The organism is Vibrio sp. SCSIO 43140 (assembly GCF_023716585.1).
Taxonomy (GTDB): domain Bacteria; phylum Pseudomonadota; class Gammaproteobacteria; order Enterobacterales; family Vibrionaceae; genus Vibrio; species Vibrio maritimus_B.
In genome coordinates, this window is the sequence record NZ_CP071850.1 from 544,157 (window position 1) to 569,286 (window position 25,130).

Genomic DNA, 25,130 nt, shown 5'->3' on the forward strand with positions numbered 1-25,130 from the left:
TGGAATCAATAGTTAAAGACTAACATGCTGCAAACGAAATGCCGACAGGCATTACGCTATTCTTCTTGGCATAGAGACTTCGTTTTCACATTGTCTTCGGCACCCGCTTTGTCATTCGTTTTGTTATCGCTCGCCGTTTGCTGAATAGGCGTACTAATAGCCACCTTGTAACCCTCTTCTTGTCCCTCTGCAGGGACAAAGTCGACAAAATGTTGAATGCTGCTTAGCTCATCTTCGACGTAGTGTGAGACGTATAGAAGCTGGCTCAGGTTTTCTTTGGCAATCAGCTCAAGGGCGTTCATCACCAGTTTACGACCAAGGAAATCTAAACCCTGGTATGGCTCATCTAAGATAAGTATCGTTGGCTGCTTGATGATGGCGCGCGCGATAAGCAACAGCCTCTGCTGGCTATACTCTAGAGACTTAAAGGAGGTGTCTCGCAGCTCGGACATATGCAGTAGCGTCAGCCATTCATTTGCTGCCTCAATTTGTTTCTGACTGGGCTTGTCATAGAGACCGATAGAGTCAAAGAATCCAGACAATAAGACATCACGAGCACTGCAGTTGACTCGATACTGTAAATGTAGCGACGAAGAGACCATGCCTGTGTGCTGCTTGATATCCCAGATAGTTTCTCCGCTGCCTCGTTTGATTCCATAAATCTCGATGTCATTGCTGTAGCACTGAGGGTGATCACCAAAAATCATCCCAAGCAAGGTGCTTTTGCCGCAGCCATTTGGACCACGGACTTGCCAGTGCTCGCCATTGTTGATTTGCCAGTTGACACCAGAGAAGATTTTTTGGTCGACATACTCAACTTTACCGTCTGTGATCTTCACTAGAGGATCAGCAAATTTTGCACTGTGTTGATGCTTGCGAATTAAGGCTAACCACTGCTCGCTTTGCTGTGAAGACTGTGCAAGTAACTGCGAAATGATTGGGTGCTCACGCCATTGGTTGTAACTGAGCTGTTCTTTGAGTTTGCCATTCTCGAACATGGCTACATGAGACATCCACGTTGGCACTTCATCTTCACGTGAGGTGATGACCACCAATTGAACGTGAAGTGACAGATCACGCAGATAATCGGCGAGCATTTTACGATGCAACTTATCAAGACCGACAAATGGTTCATCAAGGATAAGTACCTTTGGTGCACAAGCAAGTGCTCTGGCAAGCATTACGCGCCGCGTCTCGCCAGTGGAGAGTTGTTTGAAGCCTCTATCTTTTAAGTGAAGTAGGTCGAGCTCTTGAATAAGCTGTTCAATTACCTCAGGGTTATCTGAAAACTCAGAGACTAGTTGGTAGACGGTGCGACCATAATCGATACGGTCAAGGAAGTCGGTGTCGTCATTAGCGTTTTCGAGCTCAAGCAGCCTTTGTTGCTCGGCAAGAGAAACCTGTGCGATTCGAGTGTGCGGTTGGCAAACGGTGCCAGAGTCAGGAGTGAGTTCATTACACAGTAGATCGCCAAGCAAACTGCCGACATTGCCATGGGTTTCGAACACAGCCCAATGCTCACCAGAACGGATTGTCCAATCTGGAATCGACAATGAAAGTGGGTGATTTAATGAGACATGATCAAATGTAATATCCATAGACGTTTCCCTGTCCGAATGCATAAGCGAGTAGGTTTTAACCAACATACTAAAGCAACAGGGAAAAATGAAGAGGATGACGGGAGAAATGACATTCCCCAGTCATCAAATCTTGAATCTATTTGTCGAGTGCAAAGGTGGGTAGCGAAAGATGCCAGCGAATTGCACCCAGTCGAATCACCAACGTAGCGACGACACAGCACAAGAAGGCGCTGCCCGTTGATGCGCCCATCATTAGAGCCCCGACATGAAAGGTACCGCCAATAATACAAGCGGTTGCGTACACTTCACGTCTTAATACCATCGGAACTTCTCGGGCAAGAACGTCACGAATAATGCCACCGCCACAACCCGTTAATACGCCCATGATAACGGCGATCAAATACGAATCCTGGAACATCAGAGCTTTTTCAACACCAATGCCGACAAATACCGCGAGACCTATCGCATCACTTACTGGCAATACATACCAAGGCAGTCGCCTTGGATGCCTGACCAGCATCATAGTGGCAATACAGGTCACGATAATCACCCAGATATAGGTGGTATCCGTTATCCAAAAAACAGGTGTTGCACCTAGCGCCATATCGCGAATGGTTCCACCACCGATGGCGGTAACACTGCCAAGTACCATGACACCAAAAGGATCCATCCTAAGTCTTCCTGCAAGTATCACTCCCGATATTGCAAACACTGCCGTACCAAATAGGTCGACCAAATAGAGCATGGAATCCACAGCTATATTCTCACTGAAGAAAAGTAATAGGAAAGTGCGCTAATTTTACGGGATTTAACGTTTGCGGATAGCGAATCTTACCTGAATGTGATCGAGCTCTCATTATTTTTGGGTTCGTACCCAATCAAGATGTTCACATACTTGAGTGACCGCCAGTAGAGTTCTTGGTGTGGGGCGATTCAGCCAATCTGAGGTTAAAGCCCATACATGTTTGTTTTGTACTGCAGGTAATTCTTGTTGCCATTTTTGCCACATATTGCCGTTTGCCATGGCGTGCTCTGAGGTGAAGATAGCTTCAGGTTGGCGCACGATCACCTGTTCGGGACTGACTTGAGGATAGGGAGCCTTGCTGCTGGCAAAGATGTTTTCTCCACCACAAAACTCAAATACCTCACTTGGCCAGTTACCATCAGAAAGCGTAATAATCGGCTTCTCACTGAGCTGGTAGAAATAGCGAACTTTCTGCTTGGTGTCGTATTTCTGTTTGAGTTTGTCAAGCTCTTCACGAAACTGCTTTGCGGCAACTAGACCTACGTTGGAATTATCCGCATATTGGCTAAGCGCCTCGAGACTATTGGCAATGCCATCGAGTGATTTTGCTTTAGAGTAATAAAGGTTGAAGCCAAGCTGCTCAAGTTTCTCTAACTCTCTGGCAGGGTTTCCTGTTGGCCAAGCCAAGATAAGATCGGGCTCCAAGGCCACGATTCGCTCCAGCTTAATGCCTTGATAGTTTGCGACACGCTCAAGCTTTTGAGCCGCTTCTGGATAGTCGCTGTATTCGCTTACCGCCACCAACTTATCACCAAGTCCTGCGGCGTAGGCAAGCTCGGTGGTATGTGGCGCAAGGCTCACAATGCGCTCGATGTCGGCGCTCGCCATTGGTGAGGCGAGCGATGAGCCGCTAGCAAGCAGAGCGAGTAGCCCAACATACGTGTTATTCATGAGTTACAACCCTTGATAGATGATGAACATCGTTGCGCTTTGCAGCATCAGCCAAACATAGATCCGCCATGCTATGTGTTTTTGAATTTGAGCGATATGAATGGCCGCAGGTGCGATTTTTCCACCAATGCGTGCTCGTTGTAATTTCTCATCACCATAAATAGCGGGACCGCCCAGCGCTAGTTCAAAACGATTAGCATAGCCACAAATAAGCCAGCTCGTCGCTGAGTTGGCCCATGCTTTGGCTTGGCTAAGTGTTTGTTGGACTGCCTTAGTTGGCATACCAAGCAGTACGGTGAGAGAGAACAGCTTTTGCGGCACGTAATCGACCATCATAAACAACCAAGCTGCGGGCTTGCCAAAGTTGGCATAGCCGGGTTTATGCGGACTCCAATTGCGTGCAATCTCCGCACATAGTCGATATATCAGTGCGCCAATACCCCCTGCGACTCCGTACCAAAATAGGACGCCAATGACGTTTCTCGCGTATCCCATGATGACGCTTTCAGCGCCCGCTTTGCCAAGTCCTAGCAATGACAAAGAGGCGGTGTCTCGATTGACTCGAGAAGCAAGCAAATGCCGGGCAGTGTGTTTGTCTTCCTTGGCGAGTGCATCAATAAAGCGTCGAGCAAATAACTCGTTACCACGCCACTCAACGGCAAGCAGCAAAAGCGCCAGTTGATAAAACTCCGCTTTCCACACTAAAGATTGCAGTGCTATGAGTACAGCGAGTGTGGGCAAGAGCAATAAAAGCAGAGCAAGTGAGCCAGAGAGCCTTTGCTGCTGACTCGAGGCGTTAGGCTGATTCACTTTTTGGGCGATATTGGTGAGCAATAGTTGCCAAAATCGCACTGGGTGCGCCGCTGGTGGGATAGGAATGAGTAGATGAAATAAGAGTGCACCCCATAAAGTCAGGAGTGCACCATTGGCATATAAACTCTCGAAAAAAGAGCTCATTGACGTCGTCCTTGTACGTTAAGTTCTTGGCAAGAACGTCTGCTTATTTAAGCAGTTCAACCATTTTAACTACCATTTCAGACGAGCTTTGCGCCGCTAATGGTAGGAACTCTTCAAAGCTCATTGGTGATTCTTTATCGGCAACATCAGAAATGGCACGAACCACAACAAACGGCGTGTTGAATTGGTGACATGTTTGCGCAATAGCAGACGCCTCCATTTCTACAGCGATAACACCAGGGAAGTTCTCACGGATGAATGCTTGACGCTCGGGGCGGCAAACGAACTCGTCACCAGTACAGATCAAACCGCGTACCGCATGCTTGTCTTCCATTTGTGCGAGTGCTTGCTCTGCCACATCCATTAGCTTTTGGTCAGCAGTGAATGCTGCAGGTTGGCCTGCCATCTGACCAATCTCGTAGCCAAATGCAGTCACGTCAGCATCATGGTGACGAACTTCAGTCGAGATAACCACATCACCTAGGTTCAGAGAAGACTCAAAGCCACCTGCTGAGCCTGTGTTAATCACAACATCTGGTTGGTAATCGCTAAGAAGAATCGTCGTGCCCACTGCAGCGGCTACTTTGCCGATACCTGATTGAAGTAGCACGATATCAACATTATGAAGTTGACCCGTAAAGAAGGTACAACCGCCTTTTTTGGTTTCTTCTAGGTTAGTAAGTGCTGCTTTTAGGATGGAAACTTCTTGTTCCATTGCGCCGATTACGCCGATTTTCATAGAGATTCTCTCAAGTTGGAAAACGTATTTTGGCGTGCAGTATAGCAACAGTCGCCTCGCTTCCCAACCTTTGCGAGATTGAGCAATTAGGGATTTGCGATGATCAATCCAGTTTCGATGAGCTTAGCGCGAAAGGCTTCAACCCGCTTCCGATTGACATCAAAATCGTAGTAGCCGATGCGTGCCTCAGAGCGAACTCTCAGTTCCCCATCTTGGATTTTTACCTCCATATCATCAACATAACGGAACACGCTGGAGGTGTATTCAACCCGTAGGTAGTTGTCATCAATGGCGGCAACCTCTGCATTATCGAAGCTTAAAGCGACGGTTTCTATTTGGTTGATGTTGGTATTGGGGGCGAGTTTGAAAGGGGCGAGATTAAATTCTTCACGGCTATCTTGGGTAGAGACGCAGCGAGGACTGTCTCCACATGGCTCGTCAGTGCGGTCCGTTGTGGTTTTGTAGCCAGCTCCGCAGGCCGTAAGAAAAACGATGGAGGAAAGCGTTAATAGCTTGGCTTTGGTCATGATGTTCCCTTAAACAAAAGCCCAGCAGAGCTGGGCTTAACGTATTGTTGTTTTCACTCTATACATCTAAGAAGTCTAGTATGCCTTCTGCCGCTTTGCGTCCCTCGTCAATGGCGGTAACAACCAAATCAGAGCCACGTACCGCGTCGCCTCCGGCGAAGATCTTCTCATTGGTGGTTTGATACATAAACTCTTGAGATACAGGCGCTTTAATGCGACCCCATTGGTCAAGGTCAACGCCATAAGGTTCTAGCCAAGACATCTGATGTGGCTGGAATCCGAATGCCATGATCACCGCGTCGGCTTCCAGTACATGTTCGCTGCCTTCTACGGGTTCTGGACGGCGGCGACCGGCTTCATCGGGTTCACCTAGAGCGGTTTTTACAACTTTAACGCCGCAGGCATTACCATTGGCATCAACCTCAATGCCCAGTGGCTGAAGGTTAAACATAAAGTTAACCCCTTCTTCACGGGCATTTTTCACCTCACGTCTGGAGCCTGGCATGTTGGCTTCGTCTCGGCGATAGGCACAAACTACACTACTCGCACTTTGACGAATAGAGGTGCGAACACAGTCCATCGCCGTATCGCCACCACCGAGTACTACGACCTTCTTACCTTTCATATCAATGAACGGTTGCTCACCATCAAGCTCCATGACCTTGTAGGTGTTTGAGATAAGAAACGGTAGGGCATCAAAGACGCCGGGTGCGTTCTCGTTCTCGAGGCCCGCTCGCATATTTTTGTAGGTCCCTACACCAAGGAAAACGGCGTCATACTCTTCAATTAACGTCGCCATCTCAACGTCTTTGCCTACCTCTGTGTTGAGCTGGAATTCAACCCCCATCTCAGTAAAGATGCGGCGACGGTTTATCATGACGTCTTTCTCTAGTTTGAAAGAGGGAATACCAAAGGTGAGTAGACCTCCAATCTCGGGATAACGATCAAAGACGACGGGCTTAACACCATTACGTGCCAGAATATCGGCAGCGGCAAGACCTGCTGGCCCAGCACCAATAATGGCGACTTTCTTATCCGTCCATTCCACGTGAGACATATCTGGCTTCCAGCCCATCTCAAACGCTTTGTCGGTGATGTACTTTTCGATATTGCCGATAGTGACCGCACCGAAGTCGTCGTTTAGCGTACATGACCCCTCACACAAGCGATCTTGCGGACATACGCGACCACAGACTTCTGGCAAGCTGTTGGTTTGATGTGAGAGTTCAGCGGCTTCTATGATGCGTCCCTCATTGGCTAGCTTTAGCCATTGTGGGATGTAGTTGTGAACTGGGCATTTCCATTCACAGTATGGGTTACCGCAGTCGAGGCAGCGATCGGCCTGAGCTGTCGCTTGCTGTTTGGTAAAGGGTTCGTAGATTTCCACGAACTCGATTTTGCGAACCTTAATCGGCTTTTTAGCTGGGTCGACGCGGTTCACATCAATAAATTGGTATACGTTTTGGCTCATTATTCTGGCTCCTTCCAACTACTGTGCTTGAACGCGCAGCTCTGCAGCGCTTCGGCTTTGGTGACCAAGTAAGGTGCGAAGATCCGCAGCCTTTGGCTTGACGAGATAGAACTTCGGAATCCATTCATCGAAGTTCGCCAGAATGTTTTCGGCGTGCACTGAGCCTGTCTCTTCTAGGTGCTCAGCGATAAGTCCGCGCAAATGCTCTTGATGGATATACAAATCAGACAGCGAAATCGCTTCTACCGATTCCGTGTTGACGCGACCTTCAAAGTCATCGTTGCTATCCATAACGTAAGCAAAACCGCCTGTCATACCTGCGCCAAAGTTAACGCCAGTCGCACCAAGAATCGCGACGATACCCCCTGTCATATACTCACAGGCATTGTCACCAGCCCCTTCAATCACAGCAATGGTGCCGGAGTTGCGCACTCCAAAGCGTTCACCAGCGGTACCTGCAGCAAAGAGCTTACCGCCTGTCGCGCCATAGAGGCAGGTGTTACCAACGATGGTGGCGTCATTGCAAGCGAAGGTGGTACCCACGTGAGGCTTGATAACCAGCTTACCGCCTGCCATGCCTTTGCCGACATAGTCATTAGCGTCGCCCGTTAGGTATATTTCTACGCCGCCAGCATTCCAAACGCCGAGTGATTGGCCTGCAGTACCATCGAGATACAGCTTGATTGGACTCGTTGCCATACCTTGGTTGCCATAGCGCTTAGCAACGCTACCAGAGAGTCTTGCACCCACAGAGCGGTCGGTGTTTCTTACATCGAAGTAGAAGCTACCACCGGCTCTGCTTTCTACTGTAGCTTCGGTTTCTTCGATAATCTTTTGGTTAAGCTCCGCTTTGTCAAACGGCTGATTGGGCTCAGTCCAATACAGTGGATGAGATAGCGGCGATACTGGCGTTTCGAGGATACTCGACAGATCAAGCTTGGATTGCTTCGCCGTCAAGCCTTCTACGGCTTCCAATAAATCCGTTCGACCGATTAGGTCGGTTAGCTTTTCTACCCTTAACTCAGCGAGCAGTTCGCGTACTTCATCGGCAAGCCCAGTGAAGTAGTTGACCACCATTTCAGGTAAGCCCTTGAAGTACTCTTTACGCAGCGTTTCGTCTTGCGTTGCAACGCCTGTTGCGCAGTTATTGAGGTGACAGATTCGCAGGAACTTACAGCCCATGGCGACCATAGGCGCAGTACCGAAGCCGAAGCTCTCAGCGCCAAGAATGGCTGCTTTCACAACGTCTAATCCGGTTTTTAGACCGCCATCGACTTGGAGTCGGATCTTATGACGAAGGTTATTGGCAACCAGTGCCTGCTGGGTTTCGGCAAGACCGAGTTCCCAAGGACAACCTGCGTACTTGACCGATGTCAGTGGGCTTGCCGCCGTGCCGCCATCGTAACCAGAGATGGTAATGAGGTCGGCATAAGCTTTGGCAACACCGGTAGCAATCGTGCCAACACCTGGCTCGGAAACCAGTTTTACCGATACCAGTGCATCTGGGTTAACCTGCTTCAAATCGAAGATAAGCTGAGCTAAATCTTCAATGGAGTAGATATCGTGATGCGGAGGAGGGGAGATGAGTGTAACCCCTTGTACCGAGTGACGCAGCTTAGCAATTTCGGCTGTCACCTTATGCCCAGGAAGCTGTCCGCCTTCACCTGGTTTTGCGCCTTGAGCGACCTTGATTTGCAGGACGTCGGCATTGGTGAGGTAATGTGGTGTCACCCCAAAACGACCTGACGCTATCTGCTTAATGCGAGAGTTACGGTTGGTACCAAAGCGACGTGGATCTTCACCACCTTCACCAGAGTTGGAGTAGCCACCAAGCTTGTTCATTGCCATGGCGAGCGCTTCATGCGCTTCTGGGCTCAATGCCCCAATGGACATCGCCGCTGAGTCAAAGCGTTTAAATAGCTCAGTGTTGGGCTCAATCTGTTCGAGCTGTAGTGCTTGGTCCGCTTTTTTCAGCTTCATCAAGTCACGCAGCATCGCAGTAGGACGGTCGTTCACTTGCTTGGCGTAGGATTTATAGTCGGCAGCATCACCGGATTTTACGGCTTGCTGCAGTGTACCCACCACATCAGGGTTGTACGCATGGTACTCACCATCATGAACGTATTTGAGTAGACCGCCGTGTTCAACGGCTTTACGTTTTGCCCACGCCTTGCGAGAGAGGTTAAACAAGTCTTGTTGGAAATCGTCAAAGCTTGCGCCCTGGATGCGTGTGGTGACGCCTTTAAAGCATAAGTCGACCACGTCGGAGTGTAGACCAACGGCTTCAAACAGTTGTGAGCATCGATAGGAAGCGATGGTCGAGATACCCATCTTCGACATGATCTTATAAAGACCCTTGTTGATACCGTATTGATAGTTTTGCATCACGTCGCGATAGCTTTTATCAATTGCCCCGTCATCGACCAGTTTACCCAGCGCCTCATACGCTAGGTAAGGGTAGACAGCCGTCGCACCAAAGCCCATTAGTACAGCAAACTGGTGTGGGTCACGCGCGGTTGCGGTCTCGACAATGATATTGGCATCACAGCGAAGGTTGGCATCAATCAATCGTGTTTGCACAGCGCCAACCGCCATCGCAGCAGGAATAGGCAGCTTGCCTTTCACAAGCGCGCGATCCGAAAGTACCACTAGAACCGTCCCTTCTTTAACGACGGATTCCGCTTGATCGCAGAGATCGAGTAAGGCTTGCTTGAGATCTTTCTCGTTTGGATCGTAGTTAATATCGAGGATCGTATTGCGATAGTGTTTGTCGCTCAGTTCGAGTAACTGCTGCATGTCAGAATAAAGCAGCACAGGTGAATCGAAGGTCACACGATAGGCGTGTCCGTCGGTCTCACAGAATACGTTCATTTCCTGACCGACACTGGTCGCTAGCGACATCACGTGTTTTTCACGCAGTGGGTCGATAGGCGGGTTCGTTACCTGCGCAAATTTCTGGCGGAAGTAGTCCGTCACCAAACGCTCTTTTGAGGACAGTACCGCCATCGGTGTATCGTCACCCATAGAGCCAACGGCTTCTTGGCCCATATCGCCGAGCACACGAAGCACCTGGTCGGTTTCTTCGTTGGTCATGGCGAATTGTTTTTGGTAGGTCTTGAGCAGAGTCTCATCGAAGCTGCGTTCACCGACCTGATCGTCAGTCAGCGCACTAAATGGCGTGAGCTTATGTACGTTGTTTTCCATCCACTCACGATATGGGTGGCGGCTTTTGAGATCATTATCGATGTCATCGGAGTGCCACAGCTCGCCTTCTTGAGTATCGACGACGAGCAGCTCACCTGGGCCGACGCGCCCTTTCTCTGCCACTTCATCTGGGGCGTAATCCCAGATACCAACCTCAGATGCAAGCGTAATAAGGTTGTCTTTGGTAATCACATAACGTGCTGGGCGCAGGCCATTGCGGTCAAGGTTACAGGCGGCATAGCGACCGTCTGAGAGTACGATACCAGCCGGACCATCCCAAGGCTCCATGTGTTTGGAGTTAAAGTCGTAGAAGGCACGAAGGTCTGGATCCATGTCAGGGTGGTTTTGCCATGCTGGTGGAACCAGCATTCGCATCGCTCGGAAGATATCCATACCACCAGATAGGAATAGGTCGAGCATATTATCTAGGCTCGAAGAGTCTGAGCCGGTCTCGTTAACAAACGGAGCTGCCGTTTGAAGATCAGGGAGCAGCGGTGATGCAAATTTGTAGGCGCGAGCTTTCGCCCATTGGCGGTTGCCTTCGATGGTATTAATCTCACCATTGTGCGCTAAGTAGCGGAATGGCTGTGCTAATGGCCAACGTGGTTGCGTGTTGGTAGAAAAGCGCTGGTGGAACAAACAGATCGATGATTCCATGCGAAGATCAGCAAGATCGAGGTAAAATCGCGGCAGATCGGCCGGCATACACAGACCTTTGTAGACGATCACCTGAGTCGACAAACTACAGATGTAGAAATCTTCGTCTTCAGTGACGCGTTTTTCAATACGGCGCTTGGCGATGTAAAGGCGTCTTTCTACATCTTGTTCGCGCCAACCTGCTGGTGCAGAGATGAAAACTTGGACGATATTTGGTAGCGAACTGAGTGCGATAGGACCGAGTACGTCTTCATTGGTTGGTACATCGCGCCAGCCAGCTATCGTCAGAGTTTCTTGAGACAATTCTTGGTTGATGATGTCTTTTGCAGATTGGGCTTTTACCGGGTCTTTAGATAGGAACATCATGCCGACGGCATATTGTTTACCTAGGTTCCACTCATTTTCTTCTGCAATAAGTCGGAAATAAGAATCGGGTTTTTGAAGTAATAAACCACAACCATCGCCTGTTTTCCCATCTGAGTTGATGCCGCCGCGGTGAGTCATGCGGTCCAGTGCTGAGATTGCGGTGCGAACCAGTTTGTGGCTTGGTTGACCTTGCATATGCGCAATAAGACCAAATCCACAGTTGTCTTTTACAAGACTTGGATCGTAAAGAGCCATTGCCTTTCTCCCTTTGAGCTTGCTGTCATCCTGACAGTAAATTAATGCTTTTTAATGACTTTTTGTTGTTATTTGAGTCAAATTTTTAGTCGTTAATCGTTAACAATTTGCATTTATTTTATTTTCACGAACTTCACAACGTATAGGTTATGGCAATAAAGGTCAAGTTTTCAGGAATTTGTTGTGTATGTTGCGGAAAATCAAACGAATTATCTGCTTGAAGAACAAAGGCTTGCCTCGAAAAAAGTGAGAAAGTTAACAAATTTGAGGAGGGATATCGCCAGTAGCACCAGACTTTTGCGCTACATAAAGGGGTTTTGTCGGATATAAAAAAGGCCAGCATAAGCTGGCCAAATTCGGAAGGAATGCTGTTAGTTACTTATCCGTGTAACTAGACAGTCTGCCTTTAAGCTGAAAGCATTAATGAATCTGCTTTCGCTTCAAGGTTTGTGTTGCCCATTAGGTACTCATCGATGGCACGCGCACACTCGCGACCTTCGTTGATACAGCGTACGACCAGAGATTGGCCTGTGCGCATGTCACCTGCAGCAAATACACCTTGTTGGTTAGTCTGGAAGTTTTCCGCAGCAACATTACCACGCTCATCCAGTTTGATATCAAGCTGAGCTAGGACACCCGTTGGTTCTGGATGTAGGAAGCCCATTGCTAGGAACGCCATATCACATGGGATTACGCGCTCAGAGCCGGCAACTTCTTCAAAGCTAGGGCGCTCACCTGGAGCTGCGTCTTTCCAAACGATATCTGCAATACGAAGACCCGTTACTCGACCCTCATCGTTACCGATAAACTCTTTGGTCAAGATGTTCCAATGACGGTCACAGCCTTCTTCGTGAGAAGTTGTGGTCTTCATGATCATCGGGTATTGCGGCCATGGCATGTTAGCAGGACGTTTTTCTGGTGGAATCGGCATGATTTCTACCTGAGTAACGCTTGCGGCTTTATGACGGTTCGAGGTGCCCACACAGTCAGAGCCTGTGTCACCACCACCAATAACCACAACATGCTTATCTTTAGCGTGAATCTCTTCACCTTTAAGATCCATGTCGTTAGCACGGCGGTTGTTTTGCGCTAGGAATTCCATTGCAAAGTGAACGCCGTTTAGCTCACGTCCAGGAACAGGTAGGTCACGAGGAACGGTAGAGCCACCTGTTAGTAGTACAACATCAAACTCTTGACGAAGCTGAGCAGCGTTAACATCAACACCAATGTGCTGGTTTACTTTGAACTCAATACCCGCTTCTGCCATTAGATTGATTTTACGGTCAATGATATCCATGCCCAGTTTAAAGTCAGGGATACCAAAGCGTAGTAGACCACCCACTTTCTCGTCACGCTCGAATACGGTTACCGAGTGACCTGCGCTGTTCAGCTGCTCAGCTGCAGATAGACCTGCAGGACCTGAGCCGATGATAGCGACAGTTTTACCGGTGCGAGAGCGCGGCGTTTTAGGTTTCGCGTAGCCTTCACGGTAAGCCGTTTCAACAATGGTCTTCTCAATGTTACAGATGGTGATTGGGTCTTGGTTAATACCAAGTACACAGGCACTTTCACACGGAGCAGGACACACACGACCTGTAAACTCTGGGAAGTTGTTTGTTGTGCTTAGGATGCGCCAAGCTTCTTCCCAGCTGTCACGATACACAGCATCGTTAAACTCAGGGATGATGTTGCCGATTGGGCAACCGTTGTGGCAGAAAGGTACGCCACAATCCATACAACGAGAAGCCTGAGTGTTGATCTTATCGCCAAACTCTTCGTTAAGAACGAACTCTTTGTTGTCTTCAATACGAACCGCTGGGTCGAGCTTCCCTGGAAGCTCGCGACCATGTTCTAAAAATCCAGTAGGCTTACCCATTATACTGCCTCCACTTCTTCCGTTTGAGCTTGCTCAGCTTCTGCTTTGCGCTTTAGTAGCACTGCTTTGTAGTCGCGTGGCATGACTTTAACCAGCGATGCAATGCTTGCTTCAAAGTTGTCTAAGAACGACTGAGCGACTTCACTTCCTGTGAACTCCACATGCTTAGTTAGCATGTCTAGTAGTAGTTCGCGATCTTCTTGTTCGATTGGATCTAGGTCGACCAATTCTGGGTTTAGCTTGGTTTCAAAGTCACCGGCTTTATCCCAAACATAAGCCACACCACCACTCATACCAGCAGCAAAGTTACGACCTGTTGAACCAAGGATAACCGCCACACCGCCAGTCATGTATTCACAACCGTGGTCACCCACGCCTTCAACCACAACTTTCGCGCCAGAGTTACGAACACAGAAGCGCTCACCGGCCATACCGCGGATGTAAGATTCACCCGACGTTGCACCATAGAAACAAACGTTACCAACAACGATGTTGTCTTCTGCAACGATGCTTGATTTCGCATCGGGGTACAGTACTAGCGTACCGCCAGAGAGACCTTTACCCCAGTAATCGTTCGCATCACCTTCCACTTCGAACTTCACGCCCTTAGCAAGGAAAGCACCGAATGACTGACCAGCGCTGCCGTTAAACTTAACGTTCATTGGCTGTGGTAGACCTTGGTCTTTGTACACTTTAGATATTTCGTTCGACAGCATGGTACCTGCAGAGCGATCCGTGTTGATGATTGGGAACTCAGCGTTGACCGCTTCACCCTTCTCAAGTGCTGGGATAGCCGCTTGAATCAACTTACGGTCCAGAACCTCTTCCAGGTTATGGTTTTGCTCGGTCTGGTTGTAAACACCGTCTTCTTCACGCGCTTGTTCGATGTGTAGAACTGGCGATAGGTCGAGGTTCTTGTATTTCCAGTGAGCGATGTCGTCGCGGATTTTCAGTTTCTGAGACTGACCCACCATCTCATCGATAGTGCGGAAGCCAAGCTCTGCCATTACTTCACGTAGGCCTTCAGCCATGTATTGGAAGAAGGTCACAACGTCTTCTACGCGGCCATCAAAGCGCTCACGTAGCGTCTTGTTTTGCGTTGCGATACCAACAGGACAGGTGTTCTTGTGACACTTACGCATCATGATACAGCCTTCAACAACCAGAGCGGCTGTTGCCACACCCCATTCCTCAGCACCTAGCAGAGTCGCCACTGCAAGGTCACGTGGTGTTTTCATCTGACCATCAGATTGAACCACGATACGGTTACGTAGACCGTTCTTCAGAAGCGTTTGGTGTGTTTCTGCCAAACCTAGCTCCCAAGGAAGACCAGTGTGGCGGATTGAGGACATTGGTGATGCACCTGTACCACCATCAAAACCAGCGATAAGAACAACGTCCGCTTTCGCTTTCGCTACACCTGAGGCGATAGTACCAACGCCCGCTTCCGATACCAGTTTCACGTTCACACGACCAGCACGGTTCGCATTCTTCAAGTCGTAGATCAGCTGAGCCAAATCTTCGATTGAGTAGATATCATGGTGTGGCGGTGGAGAAATCAGACCGACGCCCGGAGTGGAGTGACGAGTCGCACCGATCCAGTCATCGACTTTATCACCTGGTAGCTGACCACCTTCGCCTGGCTTCGCACCCTGCGCCATCTTGATCTGAATTTCTTCAGAGTTGGTTAGGTAGTAAGAAGTCACACCAAAGCGACCTGATGCAACCTGCTTGATAGCAGAGCGTTCCCAATCGCCGTTTTCTTTACGTTCGAAACGAGCTGGGTCTTCACCACCTTCACCTGAGTTCGACTTCGCGCCAATGCGGTTCATCGCGACAGCTAGAGTAGAGTGAGCTTCGTATGAGATAGAACCGAACGACATCGCACCTGTTGCGAAACGCTTAAGGATGCTTTCAATTGGCTCAACGTCTTCTAAAGGAATCGAACCTGCTGGGTTCTTAACAAAGTCTAGCTGGCTGCGCAGTGTTGCTGCGTTGTCGCCTTGGTCATCAACCGCTTTCGCGTATTGCTTAAACTGAGCGTAGTCTTTGTTGCGAGTTGACTGTTGCAGTAGCGAGATAGTTTCTGGGTTGAACAGGTGCTTCTCACCACGCTGTTTCCATTGGTAAACACCACCAACATCAAGAACTTGTACTGGGATCTCACGCGTTGGGAAGCCAACACGGTGACGGATCAGTACTTCTTTAGCGATGTCGTCAATGGTTAGACCTTGGATACGAGAAACCGTACCTGTGAAGTATTTCTCTACGACTGATTTGCTGATACCAAGTGCTTCAAAGATCTGTGCACCGTGGTATGACTGCAGCGTTGAGATACCCATCTTCGAGAAGATCTTCAGAAGACCGCCGTTGATAGACTTACGGTAGTTCTCAAATAGCTCAGAGATACTGGTTTCAGGGTCTAGCTTCTTAGTGCGCTGCAGCTCAACCATAGTTTCGATAACTAGGTATGGGTTCACTGCGTTCGCGCCGTAGCCCACTAGCGTTGCAAAGTGGTGTGTTTCACGTGCGTCACCCGTTTCTACCACGATGTCACACTTAGCACGCAAGCCCTTGCGGATTAGGTGGTGGTGAACGGCTCCGACCGCCAACATTGCTGGGATAGCTGCGTGGTTAGAGTTGATAGCACGGTCAGTTAGCAAGATGATTGAGTAACCATCGATAACCGCGTCTTCTGCGTATTGGCAGATACGTTTCAGTGCACGCTCTAGTTTGCCTTCGTCTTCGCTTGCTTGGAATACGATATCCAGTGTCTTCGCTTGTAGGTGCTCATTATCGATAGCACGCAGCTTCTCAAGTTCAGAGTTAGATAGAACTGGAGACTCAAGCTCAACTTTTTGACAGTGCTCTGGCGATTCAGTCAGTAGGTTCTGATCCTTACCTAGGTAAGTGTTCAGAGACATTACCATACGCTCACGAATCGGGTCGATTGGTGGGTTGGTAACCTGAGCAAACAGCTGCTTAAAGTAGTTAGACAGATGTTGTGACTGGTGCGAAAGGATCGCGAGTGGCCAGTCAGCACCCATTGCAGAGAGTGGCTCTTTGCCATCTTTTGCCATAGGTACGATGATTTCGTTCACTTCTTCTGAGCTAACACCAAACGCTTGCTGTTTGTGCAGTAGCTTCTCTGGAGAAGGTTGGCTGAATTCATTGCTCGCATCTGGAAGTTTCTTCAGGCTAAGCAGGTTCTCTTCCACCCATTTCTGGTATGGCTGAGCACTTGCGATGCCATCTTTTACTTCTTCATCAGAGATGATGCGGCCTTGTTCTAGGTCAGCAACGAAGATACGGCCTGGCTGTAGACGACCACGGAACTCTACGTTCTCTGGTTCTATGTCGACAACACCCGATTCCGATGCCATCACTAGGAAGTCATCTTTAGTCACAGTATAACGAGATGGGCGCAGACCGTTACGGTCAAGCGTTGCACCTACCTGAACACCGTCAGTGAAACACACCGATGCTGGGCCATCCCATGGTTCCATAACGTTCGCGTGGTACTGGTAGAACGCACGACGTGTTGGATCCATGTTTTTGTTTTCTTGCCATGCTTCAGGGATCATCATCATCAGTGCATGTGGCAGGCTGCGACCAGAAAGAACTAGGAGCTCAAGTGCCATATCGAAGTTTGATGAATCCGAGCTGCCTTCTTGACAGATAGGGAGCAGCATGTCGATTTCTGCTTGAGTGAACAAGTCAGATTCGATGATCGCTTCACGTGCCTTCATCCAGTTCAAGTTACCGCGAACTGTGTTGATTTCACCGTTGTGGGCAATGTAACGGAAAGGCTGCGCTAAGCGCCATTTCGGGAAAGTATTGGTAGAGAAACGAGAGTGAACGAGAGCCAGAGCCGTCACCATCGTTGGATTTTGTAGATCTAAGAAGTACTGAGGTACTTGCTCTGTCGTTAGCTGACCCTTGTAGACAAGTGTCTTGTAAGACATGGAGTTGATGTAGAAGTCATCGCCAATATTTGACACGCTTTCTAGACATACACGAACTGTGTAGTTACGAAGAACGTACAGTTTGCGCTCAAGCTCTTCTGGCGTACAACCAGGGCCGCCAGTTACAAAAACGTGCTCAAATTGTGGCTCAGTGCTGAGTGGGTCTGCACCGATCATTGAGTTGTCGGTTGGCAGTACACGGTAGCCAATGACTTCTAGGTCTAGACGCTTAGCATTGCGCTCTAGGATGTCACGACATTGCGCGCGTTTGTGCTCGTCTTTAGGGAATAGCACCACACCAACACCGTACTTCTCGAAAGATGGCAGTTTAATGCCAAGCTTCACGCTCTCTTCTAACAAAAACTCGTGTGGCTTTTGAAGTAGGATACCTGCACCATCACCGCTGCATGGGTCACAACCTTGACCGCCACGGTGTTCCATACGCGCTAGCATATCCAGGGCTTGAGTCACTACTTCGTGAGATTTACGGTTTTTTAGGTGAGCAACAAAACCGATACCACAAGCGTCATGCTCCAATTCTGGAGTATACAGACCCTGTGTATTCTGCTCTCTATCTACCATAGATACTTCCTTCCAGTTAAATCTAGACGCAACTAGAGTGTGCGATTGCGTCTTGTCCTTTGTAATTTTGATTCTTGACTGCCAGAGGGGGCAGTGTTCGAGTCCATTCTGCATCTCGCAGGAAATGTGTTGCGAGAAAAACATTCCGTGGTGATATTCAATGTCTACGTTCCACAATCTAGTGGAATCTGTTGGTGGGAGTAGAATATCGACCTTTTATCTACTAATTCATGCTGTAATAAAAACGGCAAATACAGCAGAATTGTGTAAGTATGCTACAATTTTGTTCTGTGTAATTCCAACGAAACTTACGTCTGTTACACATTTTTTTTATCTTGTTTTGAATATATTTCATAACATAACCGCAACATTTGCGGTTTTTTGCTTGTTTTTATGCATATTTATTGATTTTGGTTAAGCGCTGTTCACAGGCTCGTTGCTACTATTCATGGTTTTCTTTTGCAGGGATGTAATTAAGTTTCACGAATTAGAGTGAGATTCATTCTTATTAGTAGGTTTTTTGAGCAATGCAATTACATGAGTTGGTGAACACCATTGGACAAGATCTTCAGCGTCGATATGGAGAGAAGGTTCACAAACTAACCCTGCACGGCGGCTTTAGCTGCCCAAACCGCGATGGCACGATTGGCCGTGGCGGATGCACATTCTGCAATGTGGCCTCTTTCGCAAGCGAAGAGACCCAGATCCAGTCTATCCACGAGCAATTAACTGACCGAGCGGGTGAGGTCAAACGTGCCAAGAAATATCTGGCGTATTTTCAGGCTTACACCAGCACCTATGCCGAAGTGCAAGTACTGAAGAACATGTACGAAGAAGCGCTCAAGTACGCCGACATCGTCGGTCTGTGTGTGGGCACGCGCCCTGACTGTGTGCCTGATTCCGTTCTTGAATTGTTAGCGGGTTATGTAGAGCAGGGCTATGAAATCTGGCTCGAACTTGGCCTGCAAACTGCTAACGATCAAACACTTAAGCGCATCAATCGTGGTCATGACTTTGCCGTTTACGACGAGATCACCAAACGCGCTCGCGCACTTGGCATTAAGGTATGCACGCACTTAATTGTCGGCCTTCCGAATGAAACCAAACAAGACAACCTTGAGACCTTAGAGAAGGTACTTGCGACAGGTACCGATGGTATCAAGCTGCATGGTCTTCATATCGTTGAAGGGAGCACCATGGCGAAGGCGTGGCGAGCGGGGCGTTTGGAAGCACCAACATTGGAGTTTTATCTCGATGTCGCCAGTGAAATGATTCGTAGAACGCCTGCTGAGATTGTGTATCACCGAGTTTCATCATCTGCGCGACGTCCAACTTTGTTGTCTCCATTGTGGTGTGAAAACCGCTGGCTGGCGATGACAGAACTGGGTCGAACTCTGACGGCACAAGGTGCTCAGGGCGCGTTGACTGAGAATCCGTTTATTTATCACAAACCTGTTCTCAAATAATTCGCCTTCCGTGTGCAAACTTGGGCTTAGTGATAGACTTAGCCCAGTTGTAACGCACGGAGTGCTGAATGAAACCCATCAAAAATCTCGCGCAATACTATGTCGACCTGTTGGTGAGACTCGGTATTGTTCGCTTCTCTATTATATTGGCGTTGGCGCTGGTCGCACTGGCCGTTGTCGTTCAGGTTGGTATCACCCTTGTTTTGAATGGACGCGTCGATGATATCGACATTGTTCGTTCAGTGTTTTTTGGTTTATTGATTACCCCTTGGGCAGTGTATTTTCTCTCTGTAGTGGTCGACCAACTCGAAGAGTCTCGTCAGCGCCTTGCTAAGATGGTTTCCAAACTCAAAGAAATGCGCTCACGCGACCAAGATCTTAACCACAAGCTTCAGCAAAACATCCGCAAGCTCAACCAAGAGATCGAAGAGAGGCAAAAAGCCGAGGAAGCTCGTGAAGAAGCGATGAAAGATCTTGAAAACGAAGTCTTTCAGCGCGAACGTACTCAACTTGAGCTTGCAGAGCGTACGGCTTTGCTGCGCTCGTTTATCGATGCCTCTCCAGACCTTATTTACTATCGTAATGCTGAAGGGGTGTTCTCTGGCTGTAACAAAGCAATGGAAGTGCTCACGGGGCGTAAAGAGCAAGACTTGGTTGGTCTTACGCCTTGGGATGTCTATTCAGAAGAGATCGCCAAACAAGTCGTGGAGACTGATCATAAGGTAATGGGTGATAACCAAGCCCTCACCTATGAGCAGTGGCTTGAGTATCCAGACGGTAAAAAATGCTTCTACGAGCTTCGTAAGGTGCCGTTTTACAGTAAAGATGGCCGCCACTTAGGCTTGGTTGGCTTTGGTCGTGACATTACCGAGCGTAAGCGTCACGCAGAGTCGCTGGAGAAAGCGAGTCGAGATAAGACAACCTTTATCTCTACCATTAGCCACGAACTGCGAACGCCACTTAACGGCATTGTTGGCTTGAGTCGTATGCTGTTGGATGGACAGCTTAACCACGAGCAGCGTAAGCAGCTACAAACCATCAATGTCAGTGCGATTACCCTTGGTCACATCTTTAACGACATTATCGATATGGATAAGTTTGATAGGCGCAAGCTTGAGCTCTTCCCCGAACCACTAAACTTCGAAGATTTCGTCGCCGAGCTCGAGAGTATCTCTGGGTTGATGGCCGAGCAAAAAGGGCTGCGCTTTGATCTGGAACGACTCACGGATCTACCTGAAGGGGTAGTCGTCGATGCTACTCGACTGCGTCAGGTTATCTGGAACCTGGTGAGCAATGCGATGAAGTTCACCAAGCAGGGCGGTGTAGTCATGACGATCAGCGCAGATGTTGAAGACAATCGCGCCCATATCACCATAGAGATTGAAGATACTGGTATTGGTATCCCGCAAAAAGAGCTCGATAAGATTTTTGCTATGTACTACCAAGTGAAATCGGGCAAAGACAACTTACACGCCGTGGGGACCGGTATCGGCCTCGCGGTATCCAAGCAGCTTATCAAAATGATGGACGGCGATATCACCGTCGACAGTGAAGAAGGCTTTGGGAGCACCTTTACCGTCACGATCAACGTGCCTTGCGCGGACGAGGTGCAATTAGCACCGGTTGAAGTGAAACGCCAAGGCAGTCTGCGTATTTTCTTACTCGAGGACATCGAGCTCAACATTACCGTTGCTCGCTCTCTACTTGAGAGTTTGGGGCATACGGTAGAAGTGGCGATGAGTGGCGAGGAGGCGTTAGCTAACTTCAAACCGGGTGATTACGATCTTGCGCTACTCGATATACAACTGCCGGATATGACAGGATTTGATGTTGCCCAAGGTTTCAGAGAGCGCTATCAAACCCTACCGCCATTAGTCGCGTTAACTGCGAATGTTCTTAAGGACAAACAAGAATATCTTACTAAGGGAATGGATGATGCCATTAGCAAGCCGCTTAGTGTGAAAGCACTGACGGAAGTCATCAATAAGTTTCACGGTGAGGAAGAGCAAACAGAGGAAACACCGCAGGAGGTTGCAGTGGAATCAAACATCAATAATGAAGTATTTACTCGTTTGTTAGATTTAGACATGCTGGAGTCGTATGTCGATATTGTTGGCAGTAAACCCGTGCTTGATAGCATCACTATGTTCGAAGATATGATGCCAGGCTATATTGAGATCCTAGACTCAAACATGACCGCTAAAGACCAGCCGGGTATTGCCTCTGAGGCGCACAAGATCAAAGGTGCAGCTGGGTCTATCGGTTTGAAGCGCATTCAGTCTATTGCACAAAAAGCTCAATCCCCAGAACTGCCTGCATGGTGGGAAAATATCGAAGATTGGGTTGAAGAGATTAAAAACGAATATCAAAATGATATTCAGATACTAAAATCGTGGTTGGAAAGTAAGGAATCATAATGAAAAAAGTTGTTACCGCACTTGCACTCTCTATTGCGTTAGCGGGCTGTGCATCATCTCCTGCAACCGACTCAGCTATGTGGGCGTCGAGCAATACAGCGATGGTCGAGCAGCAAACTGTTAGCCTCAATTCGAACCTATGGATTGATATGATGCCAAAAATTGGTGAGACATCGGCGTTGGTGAAAGAGCAAAACCTTTATGGAGCCTTGAACCTGAGTACGGATAACCAACTTCCGGCTGATATGGATGTGTCTATGGTTGTGCTTAAGCAAGGCGATATGACATGGGAATTCGAAGGCAGTGACTTTGAGCTTCGTAACCATTCAGAGAGTCAATGGGAAGTCGCCTTTAACTGGCAGCTAGAGGTGAACATCACCAAACCTGTCGATGTGGCCGTGCAGCTGATCGATGGTGAAAACAAAACTTGGTTGGTGAGCAAACAGGTGAACATCGACACGGTTTACTGATTTGTCTCACCGCAGATGAAAAAAGGGACGCGTGATGCGTCCCGTTTTTGATTGGCTAAGAAAGAGTGAATTACTCTTCTAGATCACCACAGAAGCGGTAACCTTCACCGTGAATCGTTGCAATGATTTCTGGCGTACCAGACACTGATTCAAAGTGCTTACGAATACGACGGATAGTTACGTCTACGGTACGGTCATGTGGCTTGAGCTCACGACCAGTCATCTTCTTAAGAAGATCCGCACGAGTTTGGATCTTGCCTGGGTTCTCACAGAAGTGCAGTAGAGCACGGAACTCAGAGCGTGGCAGCTTGTAGCTGTCGCCGCTAGGGCTCACTAGAGAACGACTGTTGATGTCTAGAACCCAACCGTTGAACTCGTACTTCTCTACGCTACGCTTCTCTTCAGTCGCTGCATTGTTGCTCATTGAGCGAGTTAGCAGGTTGCGAGCGCGGATAGTCAGTTCGCGTGGGTTGAATGGTTTAGTGATGTAGTCATCAGCACCAATCTCTAGACCAAGAATTTTATCTACTTCGTTGTCACGACCTGTTAGGAACATTAGAGCAACGTTTGCTTGCTCACGTAGTTCACGCGCTAGAAGTAGACCATTCTTACCAGGAAGGTTGATATCCATGATAACTAGGTTTACAGAGTTTTCTGATAGCACCTGGTGCATTTCTTGACCGTCGCTGGCCTCGAAAACAGCATATCCTTCTGCTTCAAAAATGCTTTTTAGGGTGTTACGGGTTACTTGCTCATCTTCAACAATAAGAATCTGCGGGCTTTGCATCGGCGGTACCTAAATTAAACTTGTGATAATTCTGTCGCTAGTAGAATAAATTCTAGGCAAAAAGTTAACATATAGGTAATGTTTCTTGGAGGTTTTACTCACCATCATCGAAACAGTTACGTGTTACGTCGCCATCCATGATGTTGCCAAAAAACGAGAAATCCCTTTAATCTCTTATTATTCTGCTATGTCATTGAGGCGAATTCTATAATGTTAACAGCATGCTAACAATGGTCAAATGTTAATTCCTTGCAGTTTGTTGATTTAAATCAATAGCCGCTTTGTAACAAATATTAATAGTATTGGGCAGAGGCTAAAATTTGGATAGTATGAGTATTGATGCACGACTCTGGCGTGCCTATTCAAACATTGCGATGCGTTTTCTCAGTAGGTGGGAATGCAGCAGTTACGCCATCATTACGGCTTGCAACCCCAGAAGCCAAAAGCTTTCAGACGAAGCTAACTGCATAAAAAACCGAATGCTAGAGCAAGACTTACAAGGGTTTCACTATGGGCGTGTTAACGTCGGTGACCCAAGCTTTGACTGGGTTGAAGCGAGCTTTTCGGTTGATATCACCTTATTGCAAGCCTGTGAGTTAGCGCAAAAATATGAGCAAAATGCCATCTATTGGGTAGAAAATGGTGTACTGTTTTTGGTCTCCTGTGATGAGAACCGAACACAACAGAATTTAGGCTTGTTGAGTCAGTATGTGTGCGACTAGCACCCTGACTGGGCAGGTGGCAAACGGATTTTACTTTACATGCTCTTTAAAGACACAGGCACTTTTTTGTGGCTACTGAGCTATATCACGGAGGAAACATGAGAGATATCACACCTGATATTTGTGACCAACACGAAGACAAAGTGATGCTGCTGAACTTACCACTGCAAAACTTTGGACAACGCGCCGCTTTTTGGGGAGAGATAGTGACGGTTCGTTGCTATCACGACAACTCAATGGTGCGTGAAGTGCTCGGACACGATGGAAAAGGGAAAGTACTCTTTGTTGATGGCAATGGTTCTTGCGCCAAAGCACTGCTTGGAGATCAGTTGGCGATCATGGCTATTGAAAATGGCTGGGAAGGCGTAATCGTGAATGGCGCTATTCGCGATGTGGCGGCCATGTCTGAAATGGATCTTGGCGTAAAAGCGCTCGCAGCTTGCCCATTTAAGACAGAAAAACGTGGCGCGGGTCAGGTGAATGTCACGTTGACGATGAACAATCAGATTGTTCAACCTGGTCACTATATCTATTCTGACTGGAATGGTGTGCTGGTAAGCAAAGAAAAGCTGGAATTTTAGTGTTGCAGTAACACTAGATTAAAAACGGAAACCTAGACCGACCTCTACGCCCTGTTGTACCTTTTCAAAATCAAAGGTCGCGTGAACGTCTAGGTTTTCGGTTAATCTCATTCGGCTTGAAATCTCAGCCGCCATGCCGCCTTGAGTCTCATTATTCTCTTCATATTGATAACCACGCAGCGTACTTTTCACCGAGATACGATCTGAAACCTGATAATTCACACCACTCAAAAAACCGCTGTCATTGGACAATTCTGAGTTGTTAAGGCGCGCACCGATATAAACGTCGAGCGAGTCAAATACCGCATACGAGTAACCACTGTCTATATTCCAAACGTCAAATGAGTCTGCACTGCTAGACTTGCTACCCGAAGACATAAAGAAATTATGAGGCGATTGGTTGTGTTGAGATGGGAGCGCTGGAAGCTCTACCGCAAGAGAAGAACCACAAAACAACAGAAACGGCAAAGCGTATAAAGACACTGCTTTCATAGCACCACTCCTTGGTTGTTGTTTTTATAGTTTATTGATTTCTAATTAAAGCACAGAATCTAAGCAAAAAGTTGTAAAACTATATAGCATTTAGTTATGTATAAAGATCCTAACTGCATATAAATGCGACATTATTCGTTTCTATGCTTTTGAGAAAAAAACGCACTATAAGCAACAAAAGTACAAATTTTGATTGACTAATCGCCAACAAATGCGGTACACGTATGGGTAAGCACATAAGAGAAATTGAAGCACAACCTATTATGTTTAATCGCCAGCACGTAGTAATGACCACCACCATTATTATTACCGACATTATC

The 25,130-nt window shown here is 48.0% G+C and carries 17 protein-coding genes; 5 read left to right on the plus strand and 12 right to left on the minus strand.

Annotated elements, in window-relative coordinates:
• Window positions 1–56: 56 nt before the first annotated feature.
• The 10 genes from modF to gltB (J4N45_RS02775) form a co-directional block, all read right to left on the minus strand.
• Window positions 57–1,598, minus strand: coding sequence for a molybdate ABC transporter ATP-binding protein ModF (gene modF / locus J4N45_RS02730; protein WP_252013483.1), 1,542 nt, complete (start codon window positions 1,596–1,598; stop codon window positions 57–59).
• Window positions 1,599–1,716: 118 nt separating this feature from the next.
• Window positions 1,717–2,334, minus strand: a complete 618-nt coding sequence (locus J4N45_RS02735) for a TRIC cation channel family protein (RefSeq protein WP_252013485.1) — start codon at window positions 2,332–2,334, stop codon at window positions 1,717–1,719.
• 102 nt (window positions 2,335–2,436) lie between these two features.
• On the minus strand, window positions 2,437–3,276 hold the full coding sequence (gene btuF / locus J4N45_RS02740) for a vitamin B12 ABC transporter substrate-binding protein BtuF (RefSeq protein WP_503055690.1): 840 nt from the start codon (window positions 3,274–3,276) through the stop codon (window positions 2,437–2,439).
• 3 nt (window positions 3,277–3,279) lie between these two features.
• A complete protein-coding gene (locus J4N45_RS02745; protein WP_252013487.1) occupies window positions 3,280–4,233 on the minus strand; it encodes a cobalamin biosynthesis family protein in 954 nt (317 codons plus the stop codon).
• 43 nt (window positions 4,234–4,276) lie between these two features.
• Window positions 4,277–4,972: a 5'-methylthioadenosine/S-adenosylhomocysteine nucleosidase gene (mtnN, locus tag J4N45_RS02750; protein WP_252013489.1), complete on the minus strand. Its 696-nt coding sequence runs from the start codon at window positions 4,970–4,972 to the stop codon at window positions 4,277–4,279.
• 86 nt (window positions 4,973–5,058) lie between these two features.
• The gene (locus tag J4N45_RS02755; RefSeq protein WP_234496121.1) at window positions 5,059–5,499 is read right to left on the minus strand and encodes a DUF1499 domain-containing protein; all 441 of its coding nucleotides are present in this window, start codon (window positions 5,497–5,499) and stop codon (window positions 5,059–5,061) included.
• Window positions 5,500–5,557: 58 nt separating this feature from the next.
• Window positions 5,558–6,970 (minus strand): glutamate synthase small subunit GltD family protein, encoded by a 1,413-nt coding sequence (locus J4N45_RS02760; protein ID WP_234494496.1) that lies wholly within the window; start codon window positions 6,968–6,970, stop codon window positions 5,558–5,560.
• A gap of 18 nt (window positions 6,971–6,988) precedes the next feature.
• Window positions 6,989–11,452 (minus strand): glutamate synthase large subunit, encoded by a 4,464-nt coding sequence (gene gltB / locus J4N45_RS02765; protein WP_252013512.1) that lies wholly within the window; start codon window positions 11,450–11,452, stop codon window positions 6,989–6,991.
• A 406-nt stretch (window positions 11,453–11,858) separates the two neighbouring features.
• A complete protein-coding gene (locus J4N45_RS02770; RefSeq protein WP_252013514.1) occupies window positions 11,859–13,328 on the minus strand; it encodes a glutamate synthase subunit beta in 1,470 nt (489 codons plus the stop codon).
• Window positions 13,328–17,875, minus strand: coding sequence for a glutamate synthase large subunit (gene gltB / locus J4N45_RS02775; RefSeq protein ID WP_252013516.1), 4,548 nt, complete (start codon window positions 17,873–17,875; stop codon window positions 13,328–13,330). Before gltB (J4N45_RS02775) ends, J4N45_RS02770 begins: the two co-directional genes overlap by 1 nt.
• A gap of 527 nt (window positions 17,876–18,402) precedes the next feature.
• Between gltB (J4N45_RS02775) and mnmL the strand changes: the two genes are divergently transcribed.
• The 3 genes from mnmL to J4N45_RS02790 all read left to right on the plus strand — a co-directional run bounded on the left by mnmL (window position 18,403) and on the right by J4N45_RS02790 (window position 22,228).
• Window positions 18,403–19,341 carry a tRNA modification radical SAM protein MnmL/YtqA gene (mnmL, locus tag J4N45_RS02780; RefSeq protein ID WP_252013518.1) on the plus strand — a complete coding sequence of 313 codons (939 nt, stop codon included), beginning with the start codon at window positions 18,403–18,405 and terminating at the stop codon, window positions 19,339–19,341.
• 68 nt (window positions 19,342–19,409) lie between these two features.
• A complete protein-coding gene (gene arcB, locus J4N45_RS02785) occupies window positions 19,410–21,758 on the plus strand; it encodes an aerobic respiration two-component sensor histidine kinase ArcB (RefSeq protein WP_252013519.1) in 2,349 nt (782 codons plus the stop codon).
• Window positions 21,758–22,228: a hypothetical protein gene (locus J4N45_RS02790; protein ID WP_234494491.1), complete on the plus strand. Its 471-nt coding sequence runs from the start codon at window positions 21,758–21,760 to the stop codon at window positions 22,226–22,228. Before arcB ends, J4N45_RS02790 begins: the two co-directional genes overlap by 1 nt.
• Before the next feature lie 70 nt (window positions 22,229–22,298).
• Here J4N45_RS02790 and arcA read toward each other — a convergent pair whose 3' ends face one another.
• Complete coding sequence (gene arcA, locus J4N45_RS02795; protein ID WP_234494490.1) at window positions 22,299–23,015, minus strand: two-component system response regulator ArcA; 717 nt, start codon at window positions 23,013–23,015, stop codon at window positions 22,299–22,301.
• Window positions 23,016–23,344: 329 nt separating this feature from the next.
• On the opposite strand from arcA, the gene J4N45_RS02800 reads away from it, so the two are divergent.
• Window positions 23,345–23,737 carry a DUF3293 domain-containing protein gene (locus J4N45_RS02800; RefSeq protein WP_252013520.1) on the plus strand — a complete coding sequence of 131 codons (393 nt, stop codon included), beginning with the start codon at window positions 23,345–23,347 and terminating at the stop codon, window positions 23,735–23,737.
• 98 nt (window positions 23,738–23,835) lie between these two features.
• Window positions 23,836–24,318, plus strand: coding sequence for a putative 4-hydroxy-4-methyl-2-oxoglutarate aldolase (locus J4N45_RS02805; protein WP_128647987.1), 483 nt, complete (start codon window positions 23,836–23,838; stop codon window positions 24,316–24,318).
• 18 nt (window positions 24,319–24,336) lie between these two features.
• Here the strand turns inward: J4N45_RS02805 and J4N45_RS02810 are convergent, their stop codons facing one another.
• Window positions 24,337–24,810: a ribonuclease regulator gene (locus J4N45_RS02810; RefSeq protein WP_252013521.1), complete on the minus strand. Its 474-nt coding sequence runs from the start codon at window positions 24,808–24,810 to the stop codon at window positions 24,337–24,339.
• Window positions 24,811–25,130: the final 320 nt, after the last annotated feature.

What these genes read in the sequence shown, in the direction of transcription:
- arcB (WP_252013519.1), top strand. Translation starts at nt 19,410, where the DNA reads ATGAAACCCATCAAAAATCTCGCGCAATACTATGTCGACCTGTTGGTG.
- mnmL (WP_252013518.1), top strand. Translation starts at nt 18,403, where the DNA reads ATGCAATTACATGAGTTGGTGAACACCATTGGACAAGATCTTCAGCGT.
- gltB (WP_252013516.1), bottom strand. Translation starts at nt 17,875, where the DNA reads ATGGTAGATAGAGAGCAGAATACACAGGGTCTGTATACTCCAGAATTG.
- arcA (WP_234494490.1), bottom strand. Translation starts at nt 23,015, where the DNA reads ATGCAAAGCCCGCAGATTCTTATTGTTGAAGATGAGCAAGTAACCCGT.
- modF (WP_252013483.1), bottom strand. Translation starts at nt 1,598, where the DNA reads ATGGATATTACATTTGATCATGTCTCATTAAATCACCCACTTTCATTG.
- J4N45_RS02810 (WP_252013521.1), bottom strand. Translation starts at nt 24,810, where the DNA reads ATGAAAGCAGTGTCTTTATACGCTTTGCCGTTTCTGTTGTTTTGTGGT.
- J4N45_RS02790 (WP_234494491.1), top strand. Translation starts at nt 21,758, where the DNA reads ATGAAAAAAGTTGTTACCGCACTTGCACTCTCTATTGCGTTAGCGGGC.
- mtnN (WP_252013489.1), bottom strand. Translation starts at nt 4,972, where the DNA reads ATGAAAATCGGCGTAATCGGCGCAATGGAACAAGAAGTTTCCATCCTA.
- btuF (WP_503055690.1), bottom strand. Translation starts at nt 3,276, where the DNA reads ATGAATAACACGTATGTTGGGCTACTCGCTCTGCTTGCTAGCGGCTCA.
- J4N45_RS02745 (WP_252013487.1), bottom strand. Translation starts at nt 4,233, where the DNA reads ATGAGCTCTTTTTTCGAGAGTTTATATGCCAATGGTGCACTCCTGACT.
- gltB (WP_252013512.1), bottom strand. Translation starts at nt 11,452, where the DNA reads ATGGCTCTTTACGATCCAAGTCTTGTAAAAGACAACTGTGGATTTGGT.
- J4N45_RS02760 (WP_234494496.1), bottom strand. Translation starts at nt 6,970, where the DNA reads ATGAGCCAAAACGTATACCAATTTATTGATGTGAACCGCGTCGACCCA.
- J4N45_RS02800 (WP_252013520.1), top strand. Translation starts at nt 23,345, where the DNA reads ATGAGTATTGATGCACGACTCTGGCGTGCCTATTCAAACATTGCGATG.
- J4N45_RS02805 (WP_128647987.1), top strand. Translation starts at nt 23,836, where the DNA reads ATGAGAGATATCACACCTGATATTTGTGACCAACACGAAGACAAAGTG.
- J4N45_RS02755 (WP_234496121.1), bottom strand. Translation starts at nt 5,499, where the DNA reads ATGACCAAAGCCAAGCTATTAACGCTTTCCTCCATCGTTTTTCTTACG.
- J4N45_RS02770 (WP_252013514.1), bottom strand. Translation starts at nt 13,328, where the DNA reads ATGGGTAAGCCTACTGGATTTTTAGAACATGGTCGCGAGCTTCCAGGG.